Below are 15587 nucleotides of genomic sequence, written 5' to 3'. Positions count from 1 at the left end.
GCTCAGTCGGTGGTCCGGTGCAGCGGCTCCAGCGCGCGGAAGCGGCGGCCGTATTCGTCGGTCAGGTCGCGCGCGTCCTGCTGGTTGCGGATCAGCGTGGGCGTGATCAGCACCACGATCTCGCTGCGCCTGGTGACCGAACTCTGCTGGCCGAACAGGCCGCCGAGCACGGGGATCCGGCTCAGCCCCGGAAAGCCGTTCGAACCGCGCTCGGTGCCATCGGTGATCAGGCCTGCCAGCATCACCGTGTCGCCGCTCTGGACCACGGCGTTGGTCTTCATCCGGTTGGTGTTGATGGTGCGGTTGCCGTTGGCGTCGGTGTCGGTCGGGTTGCTGACTTCCTGCACGATGTCGAGGAACACGGTGCCGTCCCTGGTCACGCGCGGACGCACCTTGAGGATGGTGCCGGTGTCGAGGTACTGGACCTGGCCCACCGTCTCGCCGCCGCCGAAACCGGGGTTGTAGCTGATCGAGGTGATCGGGATGCGGTCGCCGACGTTCAGCGTTGCTTCGTAGTTGTTGCGCACCAGGATCGACGGTGTCTGCAGCATCTGCACGTCGCTGACCGAGTCCAGGGCGCTGATGATCGCCGCCGCGTTGCGGCCAAGGAAGGTCCAGGCGAGTCCGGGCCCGACGCCACCGGTGGTGGTGCCGGTGACGTTGCCGGCGATCGCGCTCCACGTGTCGCGGTTCACGGCGCTGGGCAGGCCGGCATCGGTCACCGCGCGCTCGAAGAACCAGTTGACCCCGTAGCTCAGGTCGCCGCTGAGGTTGACGCGCACCACCTGGGCCTCGATGTGCACCTGCAGCGGCATCACGTCCAGGCGCTCGATGACTTCGCGGATCGAGCGCCAGGCCTGGCCGGTGGAGCGCACCAGCAGCGTGTTGGTCTCGTCGACCGCGGACACGCCGACCTCCGCGCCGTCGACCTCCAGCGTCACCGACGCATTTCCGCCCTGGCGCTCGCCCAGGGACAGCGAACCGCCGCCCAGGCCGCCGCTGCCACCGCCACCCATGCCGCCATCGCGCCCGCCGATGGTGGCGCTGCTCATGCCGCCGTCCATGCCGCCGTCGCTGATCTCGGTCGCCTCCAGGCCCGGCATCAGCGAGGCACCGCCGCGGCTGCCGCCACCGGGGCGCCCGCCACTGCTGCCGTAGACCTCGGACAGGCGCTGCGCCAGGTCCTTGGCGGTGACGTACTTCAGCTCGTACGAGAACAGCTGCACGCCGCCGCCGGCGCCGTCGATGCGCGCGATCCACTGCTCGATCTGGTCGAGGTAGGACGGCTGCGAGGTGATCACCAGCACCGAGTTGGCGCCTTCCAGCGGCATGAAGCGGAACATGCCGGCCACCGGCGAACTGCTCTCCGCGCCGAAGACCTTCTCCAGGTCCGCGACCACCTGCGGCGCGCGGCCGGCGACCAGCGGGAACACGCCCACCGACATGCCCGAAAGCCAGTCGACGTCGAAGATCCGGATCGTGCGCAGGTAGTTCTCGAGCTCCTGGCGCGAGCCGGCGACGGTGATGACGTTGCGGCCGGCATCGACGCCGACGATGGCGTTGGCGCGCGCATACGGCTGCAGCACCTTCTCCATCTCCACCGCGGAGATGTACTGCAGCGGCACCACGCGTGTTTCGAAGCCGCGTGCGCCGGTGGCGGTGCCGGTGCGCGCCGCGACCGCGCCGCTGGCCACCGCGCCCTCGGCGGGCACGATGTTGTAGCGGCCATCGGCATAGATCATGCGGGCGTTGTTCCAGCCCAGCACCATCTCCAGCAGGCTCAACGCCTGCGCCGGGCTGACCGTCTTCGGCGTGGCCAGGGTCACGGTGCCCTGCACGCCCGGCGCGATCACGTAGTTCTGGCCAAGCATGTCGCCCAGGATCACCTTGACCACGGCGTGCAGCGATTCGCCTTCGAAATTGAACGTCGCCTCGCCCGTGGTGCCGGCGAGGTTGGGCGGGGGCGAGGCCGCCAGCGATTCGTTGATCACGCGGCCGTCGCCGCGGTGCTTCTGCGCGACCGGTCCCGCGGGGAGCGCCTGCTCGAGGATGCCGTCGCCGGCCCCAAAGGGCGCGCTGGCGTCGCGCGGGACGCCGTCGACCTGGATCACCGGCGCCGGAGTGCGTGCCTCGCGGCGCACCTCGGGCGTCGGCACCGAGGCGCAGGCGGCCAGCAGGGTGGCAAGGAGTGCGGCGAGCGCCGGCTTGAAGGTCTTGGTCGGGGTCATCGTGGGCATTCTATGGATTCCGGCCGGTCACTGGCTCTGCGCGTCCTGCTGGGCCTGCTCGCGCTGCCGCGCGCGCCGGGCCTCGATGCGCTGGCGGATCGCATTGACCTGGTCTTCGGGGGAGGCGCCCGCGGAGGCGTCGGCGGCGGGCGCCTGTCCGGCCGCTGGAACCTCGACTTCGGTGGGCGCGGGCGAGCTCGAGGTCGTCACCACCACCGGACGGTTGCCGGCCTCGTCGCCGGCATCCGCGCCTTCGCCGGTGGCCAGACGGCCACGCGCCGGCGCATCCCGGGGGGCGGAGGGGGCGGACGGCGTGGACATCGCGGTCGGGGCTTCGCCGCCAACGCCGTCGAACACCCGCAGCTCCAGCGTGCGCTGGCCCTCGGGGCCGTCGAACACGGCGCTGCGCGGGGTCATCGACGCCAGCTGCCAGCCCGGCGCGCCCGCCGCGCTTTCGCCGACCTTGAGGCGCAGCGATTCACCGCCGACGACGGGCTGCACGATCGCCACCTGGAGGCCCGGCGTCAGCAGGACGCTGGTCAGCACGTACTCGAACTCCGCCGGCGCTTCCTCGCCTTCCGGATTGATGAAGAAGGGCTGCGGCCGGCGGTCGGTGGTGAACATCGGCCGGTCACCCAGTTCGGCGTACTGCGCCAGCGGGCCAAGGCGCTCGTCGCCGGGCTGGATGGCCGCGGGCAGGGCCTGCACCAGCTCGGGATCGGGTGGCAGGCGGTCAACGCGGCCGCCGAGCCCGAACAGGCCCAGCGCCCAGGTCGCGAGCGCCCACAGCGCCACGGCGCCGAGCACCCAGGTGCGCGCGCCCGGGACCTCAGCGCGCATCACTGCCTCCCTGGCCGGGGACGGCGGGCGCCGGCCGCAGGTAGCCGTAGAGGTCGAAGGTGATGTCCAGCCCCGCGCCCTGGGCGCCGCTGCCGGCGCGGCCGAAGACCTGGCGCGGGGCCAGCACGTTGAGGTTGTCGACGAACAGCCGCGGCGAGCCGCCCTCCAGCGAGTGCAGCACCGCGGCAAGCTCGGGATTGCCGCAGTGCAGGCGCACCTGGACCACGGCGCGCGGGAAGCGGCCCTGGCGCGGCTCGGTCATCGGAGAGCGGTTGCGGATGGCACAGCTGCGGTTGCCCGGACTCGCTTCGAGCACGGCGGTTTCCAGGCGCGCGATCAGCGCCGCGGTGGCGAGCTCCGTGCTGCCCTCGTCCATGAAGCCGGGCACGCGCGCGGCGATCTCCTGCACCTCGGCCATGCGGTCCTCGACGCGCGGCGCCTGCGCGAGCTCCATGCGCACGCGCAGGTCCCGCTGCTGCAGGCTTTCGATGCGCTCGCCGACCTCGAGCATGGGCGCGGTCCACCACGGGTGCACCAGCACCAGGTAGGCCACGGCCAGCGCGCCGGCAAGGATCGCCAGCGCCAGCCAGCGGTCGCGGTCAGGGATTGCTTCGCGCACGCGCGGGCTCCCGGTCCTGCGCGGCCGCGGCCGGCGCCACCACCAGTTCGGCGGTCAGGGTGAAGCGGTCGCGGCCGCTGCGTGGATCCGGTTGCAGCGCCCCGGCCAGCGCCGGCGAACGCCACAGCGGCGACCCCTCCAGCCGCTGCACCAGCGAGGGTGCCTCGTTGCTCAGGCCGATCAGCAGGATCCGCGTGTCCTCGACGGACAGTTTTTCCAGGTAGGTCGAGTCCGGCAGGCGCCGCGACAGTTCGTCCATCACTTCCACCGTGGTCGGGCGCGCGGCGCGGGTGGCCTGCAGGAAGGCCATGCCTTCGACCAGGTCCACCAGGGCCTGGCGCTGCGTGGAGGCGCCGCGGGCGCGGGTCGCGGCCTGCGCGACCTCGGCTTCGAAGGCGTCGGCGGCGGCGCGGCGGTTGTCCAGCAGCTGCCACAGCGCGGCGGCGGTGGCGACCACGGCCACCAGGCCCAGGGCCAGATTCCAGCTCATCCATGGATCGACGCGGCGGTGGCGGCGCGCGCCGGGCAGCAGGTTCACGCCCAGGCCCGCGCCGTCGCCGGCATCCACGTCGACGCCGGTCAGGGTGGTGGCCAGCGGCCCGAGCGCGGCCAGCCGCGCCTCGAGCGCATGCCGCGGGACCACCACGAGTTCGGCTTCGACCTGGCCGTCGGCGCGATGGCCCACCAGGCGCGCGTCGTACTCGACCTCGGCGGCGGGGAATGGCGTCTGGCGCTCGATCTCGAAGCCGAGGACCTCGTGCAGGCGCGCACTGGCCGCCGCCGGCAGCGGCATGCGCCGGCGCAGCGCGGCCGCTTCGGGCAGCAGCAGCCAGCGCGGAAGCTTGGCCACGCGCTGGGCCAGCAGCGAGGCCAGCGGGTCGTCGACGCCTTCCGGCAGCGGCGGCAGGTCGCCCAGGGTCCGCGTGCCGGCGCCGCCGTCGATCGAGAGGCGAAGGCCGTCGGCGGTCACCTGCAGCAGCAGGCGCTCGCGCGCCAGCCCGAACATCTCGCGCAGGCGCAGCGGCAGCCAGGTGGCGAGCGCCTGCGTCCACCAGCGCCAGAAGCCGGACACCCGCGGACGCAGCGACCCGCCCAGGCGGCCGAGCGCCTGGCGACGCGGTGTTACAGCAGCGGTGTCGTTTGCGACTGCCATCAGCGCGGCGTGGCTCCCTCTTCCCATTGCAGCGGGACGTACGCCGCACCCGGCAATCCGCCCCCTCCTGCGCGAACCACGGCGCGCAGCACGGCCTGGCGACCATCGGCGAGCCGTGCGCGGCTGTCGATACTATACGTGCCGCTGCCGCCGCCCACGAGATCGGGCGTGAATGCATCGTCCGCGCCGCGCTGCATCAGGGCCGCCTGCGGGTCGACGCCAAGCGCCTGCAGCACCGGACCACCGGCGAAGCGCTGGTCCGGGTGCGGCAGGCCGCTGAACACGGTGAGGTATGGCGCCGCGGCCTCGAACAGGGTCCGGTCCATGCCCAGCACCTGCTCGACCTCGGCCACGGTGTCGAACGTCGCGTTCTTCGCGCCGTACGGCCGTCCGGCCTGGGCGTACTGCGGCGCCTCGGCGCCTCCCATGGGCTGGGTGAGGTCATCGACGTCGCGCCAGTCGACGATGGCCGCCGCGACCGCGTCGGCCCGATCCTGCTCGATGTCCAGCGCGCGGAACAGCGACGACAGCAGGCCCGCGTCCGCGGCGTTGAGGTCGATCTTTCCGGACTCGTCCACGATCCGGACCTCCAGCGTCGCCGCGCCGAAGCTCCAGCGATGCGGGCGGCCATCGGGCATCCAGGCGTAGTCCGGCTCCGGCGACTGCACCTTCACCAGGGCGTACTCCAGCCCGGCGCGCGCAGCCGATTCCGCCACGACCGCGCCGTGCAGGCCCCGCCCCTGCATGTATTCGATGCGCGCGGTGGCCGCATAGGCACCGATGAGCGCCGTCAACAGCGCCACCAGCCACATCACCAAGATCAGGGCTGCGCCCCGCTGGTTCGTCATCAGCGCCTCCCCGGCCGCAGGCCGCGACCGCGCATGCGATCGGAACGGCCGTCGCGCGCCGGCCGCTGGCTGGGGCGCTGCACGCCGCGCTGCGACGGCCCCAGGCGCGAACGGCCACCGCCCATCTGCGGCGTGCTCGCGGCCTGCGGCAGGGCCACCACCAGAGGCGGCCAGGCGCCGCCGTCGGCGCTCTCGATTTCGATCGACACCTGCAGCGGCAGCGATTCATACGAGTCCCACGCATCCAGCCAGTCGGTCAGGCCGCCGTCGGCATCGAGGCCGCGATAGAAGATGCGCAGCCCGGTCAGGCCCTCGACCAGCGGCTCCGGATCGCGCGGCTGGTCTTCCTCGACGGTTTCACCGGCCAGCGCCATGGCGAACGACACCGCCAGCGTCGCGTCGTCGCCCTGCCCGTACACGGCGATGTCATGCAGGTGGGGGCCACCGCGGCCGAGGTAGCTCGGCAGGTCGGCGACGAAGCGGATGCGTTCGGGCTCGCCGATGAAGCGCAGCGCGCCGCCGTTGTCCGGGTCCTGGCCGAAGGCGATGGGCTGGGCCGCGGCGAGGCGCCGGCGCAGGAAGCCCTCCACCGCGCGCATGCGCTCGCTGCGCGCGGCCATGGTCTCGCCGCGGTCCACGGTGGCGGTGGCGGCGCGCAGGGTGGCGAAGCCCAGCGCCAGGCCGCTGGCCAGCAGTGCGGTGGCCAGCAGGACCTCGATCAGGGTGAAGCCTCCGGCGCGCGTGCGGCTCACGGCGCGTCCCCCGGTGCCGGCTGCACCAGGCGCAGCGAATCGACCACCAGCCGCTGGCCGCGCGTGCCATCGCCCCAGGCAATTTCGAGGCGCAGCTGCATGAGCTGCGCGGCGAACGGATCCTGCGGCGCGCCGCCCGGGCGCAGTGGATCGACCCAGGGCGCCACCTCGATCTGCCAACGGTAGCGGCCGTCCTCCAGGTCGCCCTCCTCGCGCCCCGGGCGGAGCGCCTCGCCGACGCCGACATCGGCCAGCAGCGACTGCGCGTGCAGCGCGGCGCGCCCGGCGTCGGCCGACCAGCGCACCTGGCGCGTGCCGCCGGACAGGGTGCCAAGCAGGAATGTCAGCGCCAGCGCGAGCACCACGAAGGCCACCAGCACCTCGAGCAAGGTGTAGCCGCGCTGCCGCCGTGCATCGGGCGCGCCGCGCGTCATCGCAGGGCCTCGGCCCGGTGCACGGTCACTTCGCCCGTCAGCCAGGCCACGTCGATGTCGAACGCGGCCTCGCCGCGGCTGAGCTGCACGCGCCCGCCGGTGGACGCGCCGTCGCCGAAGAACATGATCGCGCCGACGCCTTCGGCCGGCTGCAGTTCGCGCGCGCCGGTGAAGTGGATGCCCAGCGACGCCGGCACCTCGCCGCTGCGTCCGTCCGCGGCCTGCCAGCGGTGCCCGCGTGGATCGATGCTGAAGGTCTGCGGCGAGCCGGTGTCCAGCGCGCGGGCGCGGGTGAAGCGCAGCTGGGTGGCGACGTCGCTGGTGTGGCTGCGCAGCTCCATGCGCGCGAAACCGCCACCGACCACGCCCGCGGCCAGCACGCCGGTGGCGGCGATCAGCACCACCACCAGCAGCAGTTCGAGCAGGGAGAAGCCGCCGCAGCGGCGCGCCCCGCCGCACCCGGCGTTCATTCCCGCGGCTCCCTATTCGTAGCGGATGTCCGCGTCCACGCTTTCGCCGCCGGGCTTGCGGTCGGCACCGTAGCTGACAATGTCATAGGGACCGGCATCGCCCGGCGTGCGGTACTCGTAGGGCGTGTTCCAGGGGTCGTTGAGTTCGGAGGCCTTGGCGTACGGACCCAGCCAGCCCGCGGTGCCGCCGGGCGAATTGACCAGCTCCGACAACGCGTTGGGCAGGGTGCCGGTGTCCATCTCGAACTGGCTGACCTTCTCGGCCAGGGTCTGCACCTGGGCTTCGGCCAGGCGGACCTTGGCGCGGTCGCCGCCGCCGATGATGCGCGAGGCCGCGAACGCGACGATGCCGCCCATGAGCATCACCACCACGATGATCTCGATTAGGCTGAAGCCGCCCTGCGAGGGACGGGGGGAACGGGTGGGGGAACGCTTGTGCATGGAACCTGCCTGTAATGGTTGAGTCGGGCGCCCGGGGCCGGGCAGGCCCCTAGCCTATGACATTGGTGAGGTCGTAGATCGGCACCAGCACCGCCAGGATCACCACCATGACCACCACCGCCAGCAGCAGGGTGATCACCGGGACCAGGGCCGCGAGCATGCGGTCCAGCGCCTGGCCGGTTTCGGCCTCGAAGGTGTCGGCGGTCTTGAGCAGCATCGTGTCCAACGCGCCGGACTCCTCGCCGACCTGCACCATCTGCAGCGCCAGCCTCGGGAAGCGCTTGCCCCGGGCCAGCGCGGTGGACAGCGCGACGCCGTTCTTGACCTCGTCGCCCGCGGCTTCGACATCGGCGGCGAGCGCGCGGTTCCCGAGCACGTTGCGGCCGATGCCCAGGGCCGCGATCAGGGGCACGCCGTTCTTCAGCAGGGTGCCCAGGGTGCGCATCAGGCGCGCGGTCTCGATCCGCGCCACCAGGCCACCGATGAACTTCCGCCCCAGCAGCCATTCATCGAAACGTGCGCGGAACGCCGGATCGCGCAGCCGCCGGTCGAACCACAGCGCCGCCAGCGCGGGCACGGCCAACAGGATGATCCACCAGTCGCGCACCAGCTCGCCCAGGCCAAGGACCACCCGGGTGAAGAACGGCAGCTCGGCGTCCAGGCTCTCGTACATCACGCCGAACTGCGGCACGACATAGCCCAGCAGGAACAGGAGCGCCAGGCCCACCATCACCACCAGGATCACCGGGTAGATCAGCGCGTTCATCACCCGGCCGCGCAGCGCGCGCGAGCGCTCCAGGTAGTCGGCCAGGCGCTGCAGGGTGTCCTGCAGGGTGCCACCGGCCTCGCCGGCGCGGACCATGTTGATGTACAGGCGCGAGAAGCTGCCGTGCTGGCGCTCCAGCGCGGTCGACAGCGCGGTGCCGCCGCGCACCTGGTCGCGGACGTCGGTGATGGTGCGCTTGGCGGCCTCGTCCTCGGGCAGGTCCAGGAGGATGGTCAGGGCGCGGTCGAGCGGTTGGCCGGCGCCGAGCAGGGTCGCCAACTGCTGGGTGAACTGCACCAGGCGCTCGCCCGAGAACGGCTTGGGCTTGAACAGCGCCTTGAGCGTGCCCTCGCCGCCGCCCTCGCTGGCCAGCCGCGCCTCCACCGGCAGGTGGCCCTGCTCCTGCAGGCGCAGCACCACCTCGGCGTCGCTCGCGGCCTCCATCTGGCCGTCCAGGGTCTCGCCGCGGCTGTTGAGGGCCTTGTAGCGGTACAGCGCCATGCTCAGGCGTCCTCGGTGACGCGCAGCACTTCCTCGATCGTGGTCTGCCCGGCCAGGGCCTTGCGGATGCCGTCCTCGTACATGGTCTGCATGCCCGACTCGCGCGCGAGCTGCTCCAGTTCGCCCATTCCGGCATGGCGCATGACCGCGCGGCGCAGGGCGTCGTTCATCACCAGGAACTCGACGATGGTGGTGCGGCCGAGGTAGCCGGTCGGCGCGATCGCCGAGCCGCGCGGACGGTACAGTGCGATCTCGCCCTCGGGCTGGAAGCGGCGCAGATCGAACTTCGCGATCTCTTCCGGAGAGGCCGGATAGCGCTCGGCGTGGGTTGGCTCCAGTTTGCGCACCAGGCGCTGGGCGAGGATGCCGTTGATGGTGGACGTCAGCAGGTAGTCCTCGACCCCCATGTCGAGCATGCGGGTGATGCCGCCGGCGGCGTTGTTGGTGTGCAGCGTGCTGAGCACCAGGTGGCCGGTGAGCGCGGACTGGATCGCGATGCGCGCGGTTTCGAGGTCGCGCATCTCGCCGATCATGATGATGTCGGGGTCCTGGCGCACGATCGAGCGCAGGGCATTGGCGAAGTCCAGACCGATCTGCGGCTTGGCCTGGATCTGGTTGATGCCCTCGATCTGGTACTCGACCGGATCCTCGACGGTGATGATCTTGACGTCGGAGGTGTTGAGCTTCGACAGCGCCGTATACAGCGTGGTGGTCTTGCCCGAGCCGGTGGGGCCGGTAACCAGCAGGATGCCGTGCGGCTGCTGCAGCACCTGTTCGAAGCGCGGCAGGAACTCGTCGGTGAAGCCCAGGCGGTGGAAGTCGAACACCACCGTCTCGCGGTCGAGCAGGCGCATCACCACGCTTTCGCCGTGCGCGGTGGGCACGGTGCTGACGCGCAGGTCGAGCTCCTTGCCCTGCACGCGCAGCATGATGCGGCCGTCCTGCGGCAGGCGGCGCTCGGCGATGTTGAGCTTGGCCATGATCTTGATGCGGCTGATCACGGCGGCGGTGAGGTTGGTGGGCGGGCTCTCGCCCTCCTCCAGCACGCCGTCGACGCGGTAGCGGACCTTCAGCCGGTTCTCGAAGGGCTCGACGTGGATGTCGGAGGCGCGCAGCTCCACCGCGCGCTGGATCACCAGGTTCACCAGCCGGATCACCGGCGCTTCGCTGGCCAGGTCGCGCAGGTGCTCGACGTCGTCCATGTCGCCGCCGTCGCCTTCGGCGCTTTCCACGATGGCGCCCATCGCGCTGCGGCCCTGGCCGTGCCAGCGCTCGACCAGTCCGGCGATTTCCGAGCGCAGGGCGACGCTGGCGCGCACGGCCTTGCCCGTGGCCAGGCGCACGGCGTCGAGCGCGTACGGATCCTGCGGGTCGGCGGCCAGCACATCGACGACGCGGTCGTCCTCGCCCACGGGCACGACGTGGAACTGGGTCATGAAGCGCGCGGTCAGCGGCGTGCCGTCCGGCGGCATCTCCGGCAGGTCCTTGGCGCTGGCCAGCGGCAGGCCGAGCACCTGCGCGCAGGCCTCGGCATGGTCGCGCTCGGACACCAGCCCGAGGCGCCCGAGCAGCGACAGCAGGCTGCCGCCGGTTTCCTCCTGCAGGCGCCGCGCACGGCCGAGGTCGGCATCCTTCAGACGGCCCCTTTCAAGCAGGGCGGCGACAATGCGTTCGTCGGCGGAGACGTGGATCGTGTCGGTGCTGTTCACTCGTCTCGGAGGTGATTCCAGGCGGTGGCCGACTTTAGCAGACGGCCGCGGGTGCCCGGGTCCGGCGGGCCGGTGTCCGGTTTTTGTGGGATTCTCCGTTTGGGCCAAAGGGGTTTCCTTCCATCCAACGACGCCCCGACCCGACCGCCACAACCCTTCGAGGACATCAGCACATGGCCATCCACAACACACGAATCCTGCCTGTCGCACTCGCCGCGGTGATCGCCGGCGCCGGCTTCGCCGGCAGCGCGAACGCCGACACCATCGTCCGCACCGAATTCATCATGCCCACGCACAACTGCCAGGCGGCGCTGCCCGTGTTCGACACGGCGATCCGCAAGCGGCCCCTCGGCTACCAGAACGAAGGCACCTCGCCGACCTTCGTCACCTGCGGGCTCATGGGCGCCAACGCGGCGGCACCGCTGGTCACGCTTGCCGGCCTGTTCCTGCGCAACAACACCGATGCCGACATCTCCGTGGACTGCACCTTCGTCGATGCAGGCGACAGCTTCAACACCCCGGTGTACGTGCCGCGGTCGGTCACGCTGCCGGCATCCAGCAGCTCGTCGCTGATCGCCTGGGACGCGTCGGACAACGGAGGCTCGGCGTTTGTCTATCCCTCGATCAGCTGCGCGCTGCCGCCGGGTACCGGCATCACCGCGACGGCCTACCAGTTCCCCGAGGAAATCGGCACGCTGTAACACGCTGGCATGCGCGGGCCCGCGCCATCCGGACGTCCGGATGGCATGGGCAGCGGGAGAAGGGCGCCGGGACCACGTGTCCGGCGCCCGGTGGCCCGTCAGTCCAGGGCGGCCCGTGCGTTGCGGAACATCCTGAGCCACGGCGATCCGGCCGGCCATGCCGCCGGCGCCCAACTGAAGTTGGCCGTGGCCAGGGTGCGCTCCGGGTGCGGCATCATCAGCGTCACCCGGCCGTCGACACTGGTGAGTCCGGCGACCGCGGCATCGGATCCGTTCGGATTGGCGGGATACGCCAGTGCCGGGCGGCCGTCGCCGTCGACGTAGCGCAGGGCGATGCGGGCGGCGGCGCGGGCCGCGTCATCGGCGAACTCCGCGCGGCCCTCGCCGTGCGAGACCACCACCGGGATGCGCGAGCCGGCCATGCCACGCAGGAACAGCGAGGGCGATTCCACCACTTCCAGCATCGACAGGCGCGCCTCGAACTGCTCGCTCAGGTTGCGCTGGAAGCCCGGCCAGTGGGCAGCGCCGGGCACGATGTCCTTGAGCTGCGAGAGCATCTGGCAGCCATTGCAGACGCCCAGCGCGAAGCTGTCGCCACGGGCGAAAAAGCGCGTGAACATCTCGCGCAGCATGTCGCGCTCGAGAATCGAGGTCGCCCAGCCGCGGCCGGCGCCCAGCACGTCGCCGTAGCTGAAACCACCGCAGGCGGCGAGGCCGGCGAAACCGTCCAGCCGCGCGCGGCCTTCGATCAGGTCGCTCATGTGCACGTCGACGGCTTCGAAGCCGGCGAGCGTGAACGCTGCGCCCATCTCCACCTGGCCGTTGACGCCCTGCTCGCGCAGGATCGCGACCCGCGGCGACGCGCTCCTGGCGACATAGGGCGCGGCGATGTCCTCGCCCGGGTCGAAGGTGAGATCGGGCTGCAGGCCCGGCGCGTCGAAGCGCAGCGCGGTGTCGCGCTCGGCATCGGCGCAGTCGGGGTTGTCCCGCTGGCGCTGCATGGCGTGGCTGACCGACCACCAGGCAGCCATCAGGTCCTGCCAGGCCCACTCGGCAACCACCTCGCCGTCGTCGAGCACGCGCACCGAAGAGGCCGTCGTGGGGCGTGCGATGCGCTGCGCGCACTCGACCAGGCCATGGCGCTCGATGAGGTCGACGAACTCGACGCGGTCCCCGGCGGCGATCTGCACCACCGCGCCCAGCTCTTCGTTGAACAGGGTGCGGAACACGTTCTCGGTGCGGTCGTCGCCCCAGGTGTCGAGGTCGATGTCCATGCCGACGCGTGAACAGAAGGCCATTTCGCACAGGGTGGCGAACACGCCGCCGTCGGAGCGGTCGTGGTAGGCCATCAGCAGCCCGGCCTCGCGCGCGTCGCGGATCAGCTCGAAGAAGGCGCGCAGGCGCCGCGGTTCGTCGAGATCCGGACAGGCACCGCCAAAGGCACCGTGCACCTGCGACAGGATCGAGCCGCCCAGGCGCTGCTTGCCGGCGCCCAGCCCGATCAGCCAGAGCTCGGTACCGGGCTCGTGCACCAGCAGCGGCGTGAGCTGCGCGCGCACGTCGGCCACCGGCGCGAACGCGGTGACCACCAGCGACACCGGCGACACCGACGCCTGCGCTTCGCCATCGGCCTGCCACTGCGCCTGCATCGACAGCGAATCCTTGCCGACCGGAATCGACAGTTCGATCTCCGGGCACAGCTCCATGCCGACGGCGTGCACGGCATCGAACAGGCGCGCATCCTCGCCGGGGTGCCCGGCGGCGGCCATCCAGTTGGCGGACAGCTTGGTGCGGGCCAGCGATTCCACCGGCGCCGCGCAGAGGTTGGTGATCGCCTCGCCCACGGCCATGCGCGCGCTGGCGGCGGCGTCGATCAGGGCCAGCGGCGTGCGTTCACCGATCGCCATCGCTTCGCCGGAATGACCGTGGAAGCCGGCCAGGGTGATCGCGCAGTCGGCCACAGGCAGTTGCCAGGGCCCGACCATCTGGTCGCGCGCGGTCAGGCCGCCCACGCTGCGGTCGCCGATGGTGACCAGGAACTGCTTTGCCGCGACCGTCGGGTGCGCGAGCACGCGCAGGCCGGCTTCGTGCAGGGCCTCGCCGGGGCGGCCGGCGGCGGCCAGGGCGACGGCGTTGAGCTGTGGCCAGCGGTACGGCGTGGTACGCCCGGTGTCGCGGTGCATCTTCGGCGGCTTGCCGAAGATCAGGTCCATCGGCAAGTCGATCGGCTGCACTGGCCGCGCGGCGGGATCGCCCGCGCCCTGCCCCGCGCCGTCGAACGTGGCAGCGGGCGTCACGGTCTCGAGGTGCTCCGCCGCTGCCGGCGCCGGCAGCACGCCGTAACCGACCACCAGCCGTTCCTCCGCGGTCGCATAGCCCACCACCGCGAACGGGCAGCGCTCGCGCTCGCACAGCGCCGCGAACTCCGCGATCCGCCCGGGAGCGATGCCGAGCACGTAGCGCTCCTGCGATTCGTTGCACCACAGCTGCATCGGCGACAGCGAGGGATCGTCGCTGGGCACGCGGCCGAGGTCGATCACGCCGCCCACGCCGGAGTCGTGCAGCAGCTCCGGGATGGCGTTGGACAGGCCGCCGGCGCCGACGTCGTGGCACCATTTGATCGGATTGCCGGCTTCGCCCAGCGCAGTGCAGCGGTCGAGGACCTCCTGGCAGCGGCGCTCCATTTCCGGGTTGTCGCGCTGGACGCTGGCGAAGTCGAGCGCTTCGGCGCTTTCGCCCGAGGCCACCGAGCTTGCCGCACCGCCGCCCAGGCCGATCAGCATCGCCGGGCCGCCCAGCACCACCACCGCGTCGCCCGGCGACAGCCGCAGCTTCGCGACCTGGTCGCGATCGATCGCCCCAAGGCCGCCGGCAAGCATGATCGGCTTGTCGTAGGCGCGCACCAGGCCCTCGCCCTCGGCAAGCTCGAAGCTGCGGAAGTAGCCCGCCAGGCTGGGCCGGCCGAACTCGTTGTTGAACGCGGCCGCGCCCAGCGGACCCTCGGTCATGATCTCCAGCGCCGGCGCCATGCGCGGATTCAGCGCGCGCGGCGCCTCCCAGGGCTGCGGCAGCGAGGGAATGCGCAGGTGCGAGACGCTGAAGCCGACCAGCCCCGCCTTGGGCTTGCCGCCGCGGCCGGTGGCGCCCTCGTCGCGGATCTCGCCGCCGGCGCCGGTGGCAGCGCCCGCGAACGGCGAGATCGCGGTCGGGTGGTTGTGGGTCTCGACCTTGATGCAGAACGCGCTGTCGCGCTCCGGCCCGGCGCGGTACACGGCACTTTCCGGGTCGGGCTGGAAGCGCCGCGCCGGATAGCCTTCGACCACCGCGGCGTTGTCGCTGTAGGCCGAGAGCGTGTGCTCCGGGGTTTGCGCGTGGGTGTGGCGGATCATCCCGAACAGCGACTGCGGGCTACCGCTGGCGGCGCTCCCCCTGGCCAGCATGTCCTCGCCGTCGATGGTCCACGAGGCATTGAAGATCTTGTGCCGGCAGTGCTCGGAATTGGCCTGCGCGAACATCATCAGTTCAACGTCGTGCGGGTCGCGGCCCAGCGCGCCGTAGCGCTCGCGCAGGTAGGCGATCTCGTCCTCGGCCAGCGCCAGGCCCAGGCGCTGGTTGGCGGCTTCCAGGCCGGCCAGCGGAATGACTTCGACGGCGCCGCGCGGCGGCACGGTGAACAGCGCCCCGGCGTCCTCGTGTGAGGCCAGCAGCGACTGGGTCATCGGGTCGTGCAGCGCCTGTGCCAGCGCAGCGGCGGCGGCGGGATCGGCCGGCCAGCCGACGATGTCGAGCCGGGTTCCGCGTTCCACGCGCGCCACCGGCAGGCGGGCCCCGCGCAGCAGCTCGGCGGCCTTGCTCGCCCACGGCGACAGCGTGCCCAGGCGCGGCGAGACATAGCGCGTGGTGGCGCCCGGCTCCACCGGCGCAGCGGCGTCGGAGGCCTTGAGGATGCGGTGCAGGGCCGGCCGGTCGATCGCGGCGCCGGCGTCGGCGTCGGCGAGCACCCAGTACACATGCCAGGCCCCGCTGATGCGGATGCCGGGATCGATGGACTGCAGGCGGGCCTGGAGGCGTTCGCGCCGGAACGGCGGCAGCGCGGGAGCGCCTTCGAGGACGATCATGACCGGA

Annotated in this window: 12 protein-coding genes and 1 pseudogene; 1 reads left to right on the top strand and 12 read right to left on the bottom strand. The window is 71.9% G+C overall.

Translation table 11 applies throughout. The annotated features are described in order from the left end of the window. Nucleotides 1-2: 2 nt before the first annotated feature. From gspD to gspE, 11 genes and pseudogenes are all read right to left on the bottom strand, one after another. Complete coding sequence (gene gspD / locus WCE39_RS11360; RefSeq protein WP_343276983.1) at nt 3-2228, bottom strand: type II secretion system secretin GspD; 2226 nt, start codon at nt 2226-2228, stop codon at nt 3-5. Nucleotides 2229-2255: 27 nt separating this feature from the next. Next, complete coding sequence (locus WCE39_RS11355) at nt 2256-3068, bottom strand: hypothetical protein (protein ID WP_343276784.1); 813 nt, start codon at nt 3066-3068, stop codon at nt 2256-2258. Continuing rightward, nucleotides 3058-3687: a type II secretion system protein GspM gene (gene gspM / locus WCE39_RS11350; RefSeq protein WP_343276783.1), complete on the bottom strand. Its 630-nt coding sequence runs from the start codon at nt 3685-3687 to the stop codon at nt 3058-3060. The genes WCE39_RS11355 and gspM overlap by 11 nt, the downstream gene beginning before the upstream one ends. Further along, complete coding sequence (locus WCE39_RS11345) at nt 3668-4840, bottom strand: PilN domain-containing protein (RefSeq protein WP_343276782.1); 1173 nt, start codon at nt 4838-4840, stop codon at nt 3668-3670. Before WCE39_RS11345 ends, gspM begins: the two co-directional genes overlap by 20 nt. Further along, on the bottom strand, nt 4840-5688 hold the full coding sequence (locus tag WCE39_RS11340; RefSeq protein ID WP_343276781.1) for a type II secretion system minor pseudopilin: 849 nt from the start codon (nt 5686-5688) through the stop codon (nt 4840-4842). Before WCE39_RS11340 ends, WCE39_RS11345 begins: the two co-directional genes overlap by 1 nt. 134 nt (nt 5689-5822) lie before the next feature. Next, a pseudogene (locus tag WCE39_RS11335) lies at nt 5823-6440 on the bottom strand (prepilin-type N-terminal cleavage/methylation domain-containing protein); the annotation flags it as partial. Further along, complete coding sequence (gene xpsI / locus WCE39_RS11330; RefSeq protein WP_343276780.1) at nt 6437-6874, bottom strand: type II secretion system protein XpsI; 438 nt, start codon at nt 6872-6874, stop codon at nt 6437-6439. The pseudogene WCE39_RS11335 and the gene xpsI, both read right to left, overlap by 4 nt. Further along, entirely contained in the window at nt 6871-7344 is a 474-nt protein-coding gene (gene xpsH, locus WCE39_RS11325) for a type II secretion system protein XpsH (RefSeq protein ID WP_343276779.1), read from the bottom strand. The genes xpsI and xpsH overlap by 4 nt, the downstream gene beginning before the upstream one ends. A 12-nt stretch (nt 7345-7356) precedes the next feature. Next, a complete protein-coding gene (gene gspG, locus WCE39_RS11320; protein WP_343276778.1) occupies nt 7357-7785 on the bottom strand; it encodes a type II secretion system major pseudopilin GspG in 429 nt (142 codons plus the stop codon). 49 nt (nt 7786-7834) lie between these two features. Then, nucleotides 7835-9052 (bottom strand): type II secretion system protein XpsF, encoded by a 1218-nt coding sequence (gene xpsF / locus WCE39_RS11315; RefSeq protein ID WP_343276777.1) that lies wholly within the window; start codon nt 9050-9052, stop codon nt 7835-7837. A 2-nt stretch (nt 9053-9054) separates the two neighbouring features. Further along, a complete protein-coding gene (gene gspE / locus WCE39_RS11310) occupies nt 9055-10761 on the bottom strand; it encodes a type II secretion system ATPase GspE (protein ID WP_343276776.1) in 1707 nt (568 codons plus the stop codon). A 173-nt stretch (nt 10762-10934) separates the two neighbouring features. On the opposite strand from gspE, the gene WCE39_RS11305 reads away from it, so the two are divergent. Next, entirely contained in the window at nt 10935-11462 is a 528-nt protein-coding gene (locus WCE39_RS11305; protein ID WP_343276775.1) for a hypothetical protein, read from the top strand. A 98-nt stretch (nt 11463-11560) separates the two neighbouring features. On the opposite strand, the gene purL is transcribed toward WCE39_RS11305, so the two are convergent. Beyond that, a complete protein-coding gene (purL, locus tag WCE39_RS11300; RefSeq protein ID WP_343276774.1) occupies nt 11561-15580 on the bottom strand; it encodes a phosphoribosylformylglycinamidine synthase in 4020 nt (1339 codons plus the stop codon). Between the last annotated feature and the right edge of the window lie 7 nt (nt 15581-15587).

This window comes from Luteimonas yanweni, from assembly GCF_039548475.1.
In the GTDB taxonomy this organism is placed as follows: Bacteria; Pseudomonadota; Gammaproteobacteria; order Xanthomonadales; family Xanthomonadaceae; genus Luteimonas.
This window is presented reverse-complemented; position numbering and strand designations above follow the sequence as displayed.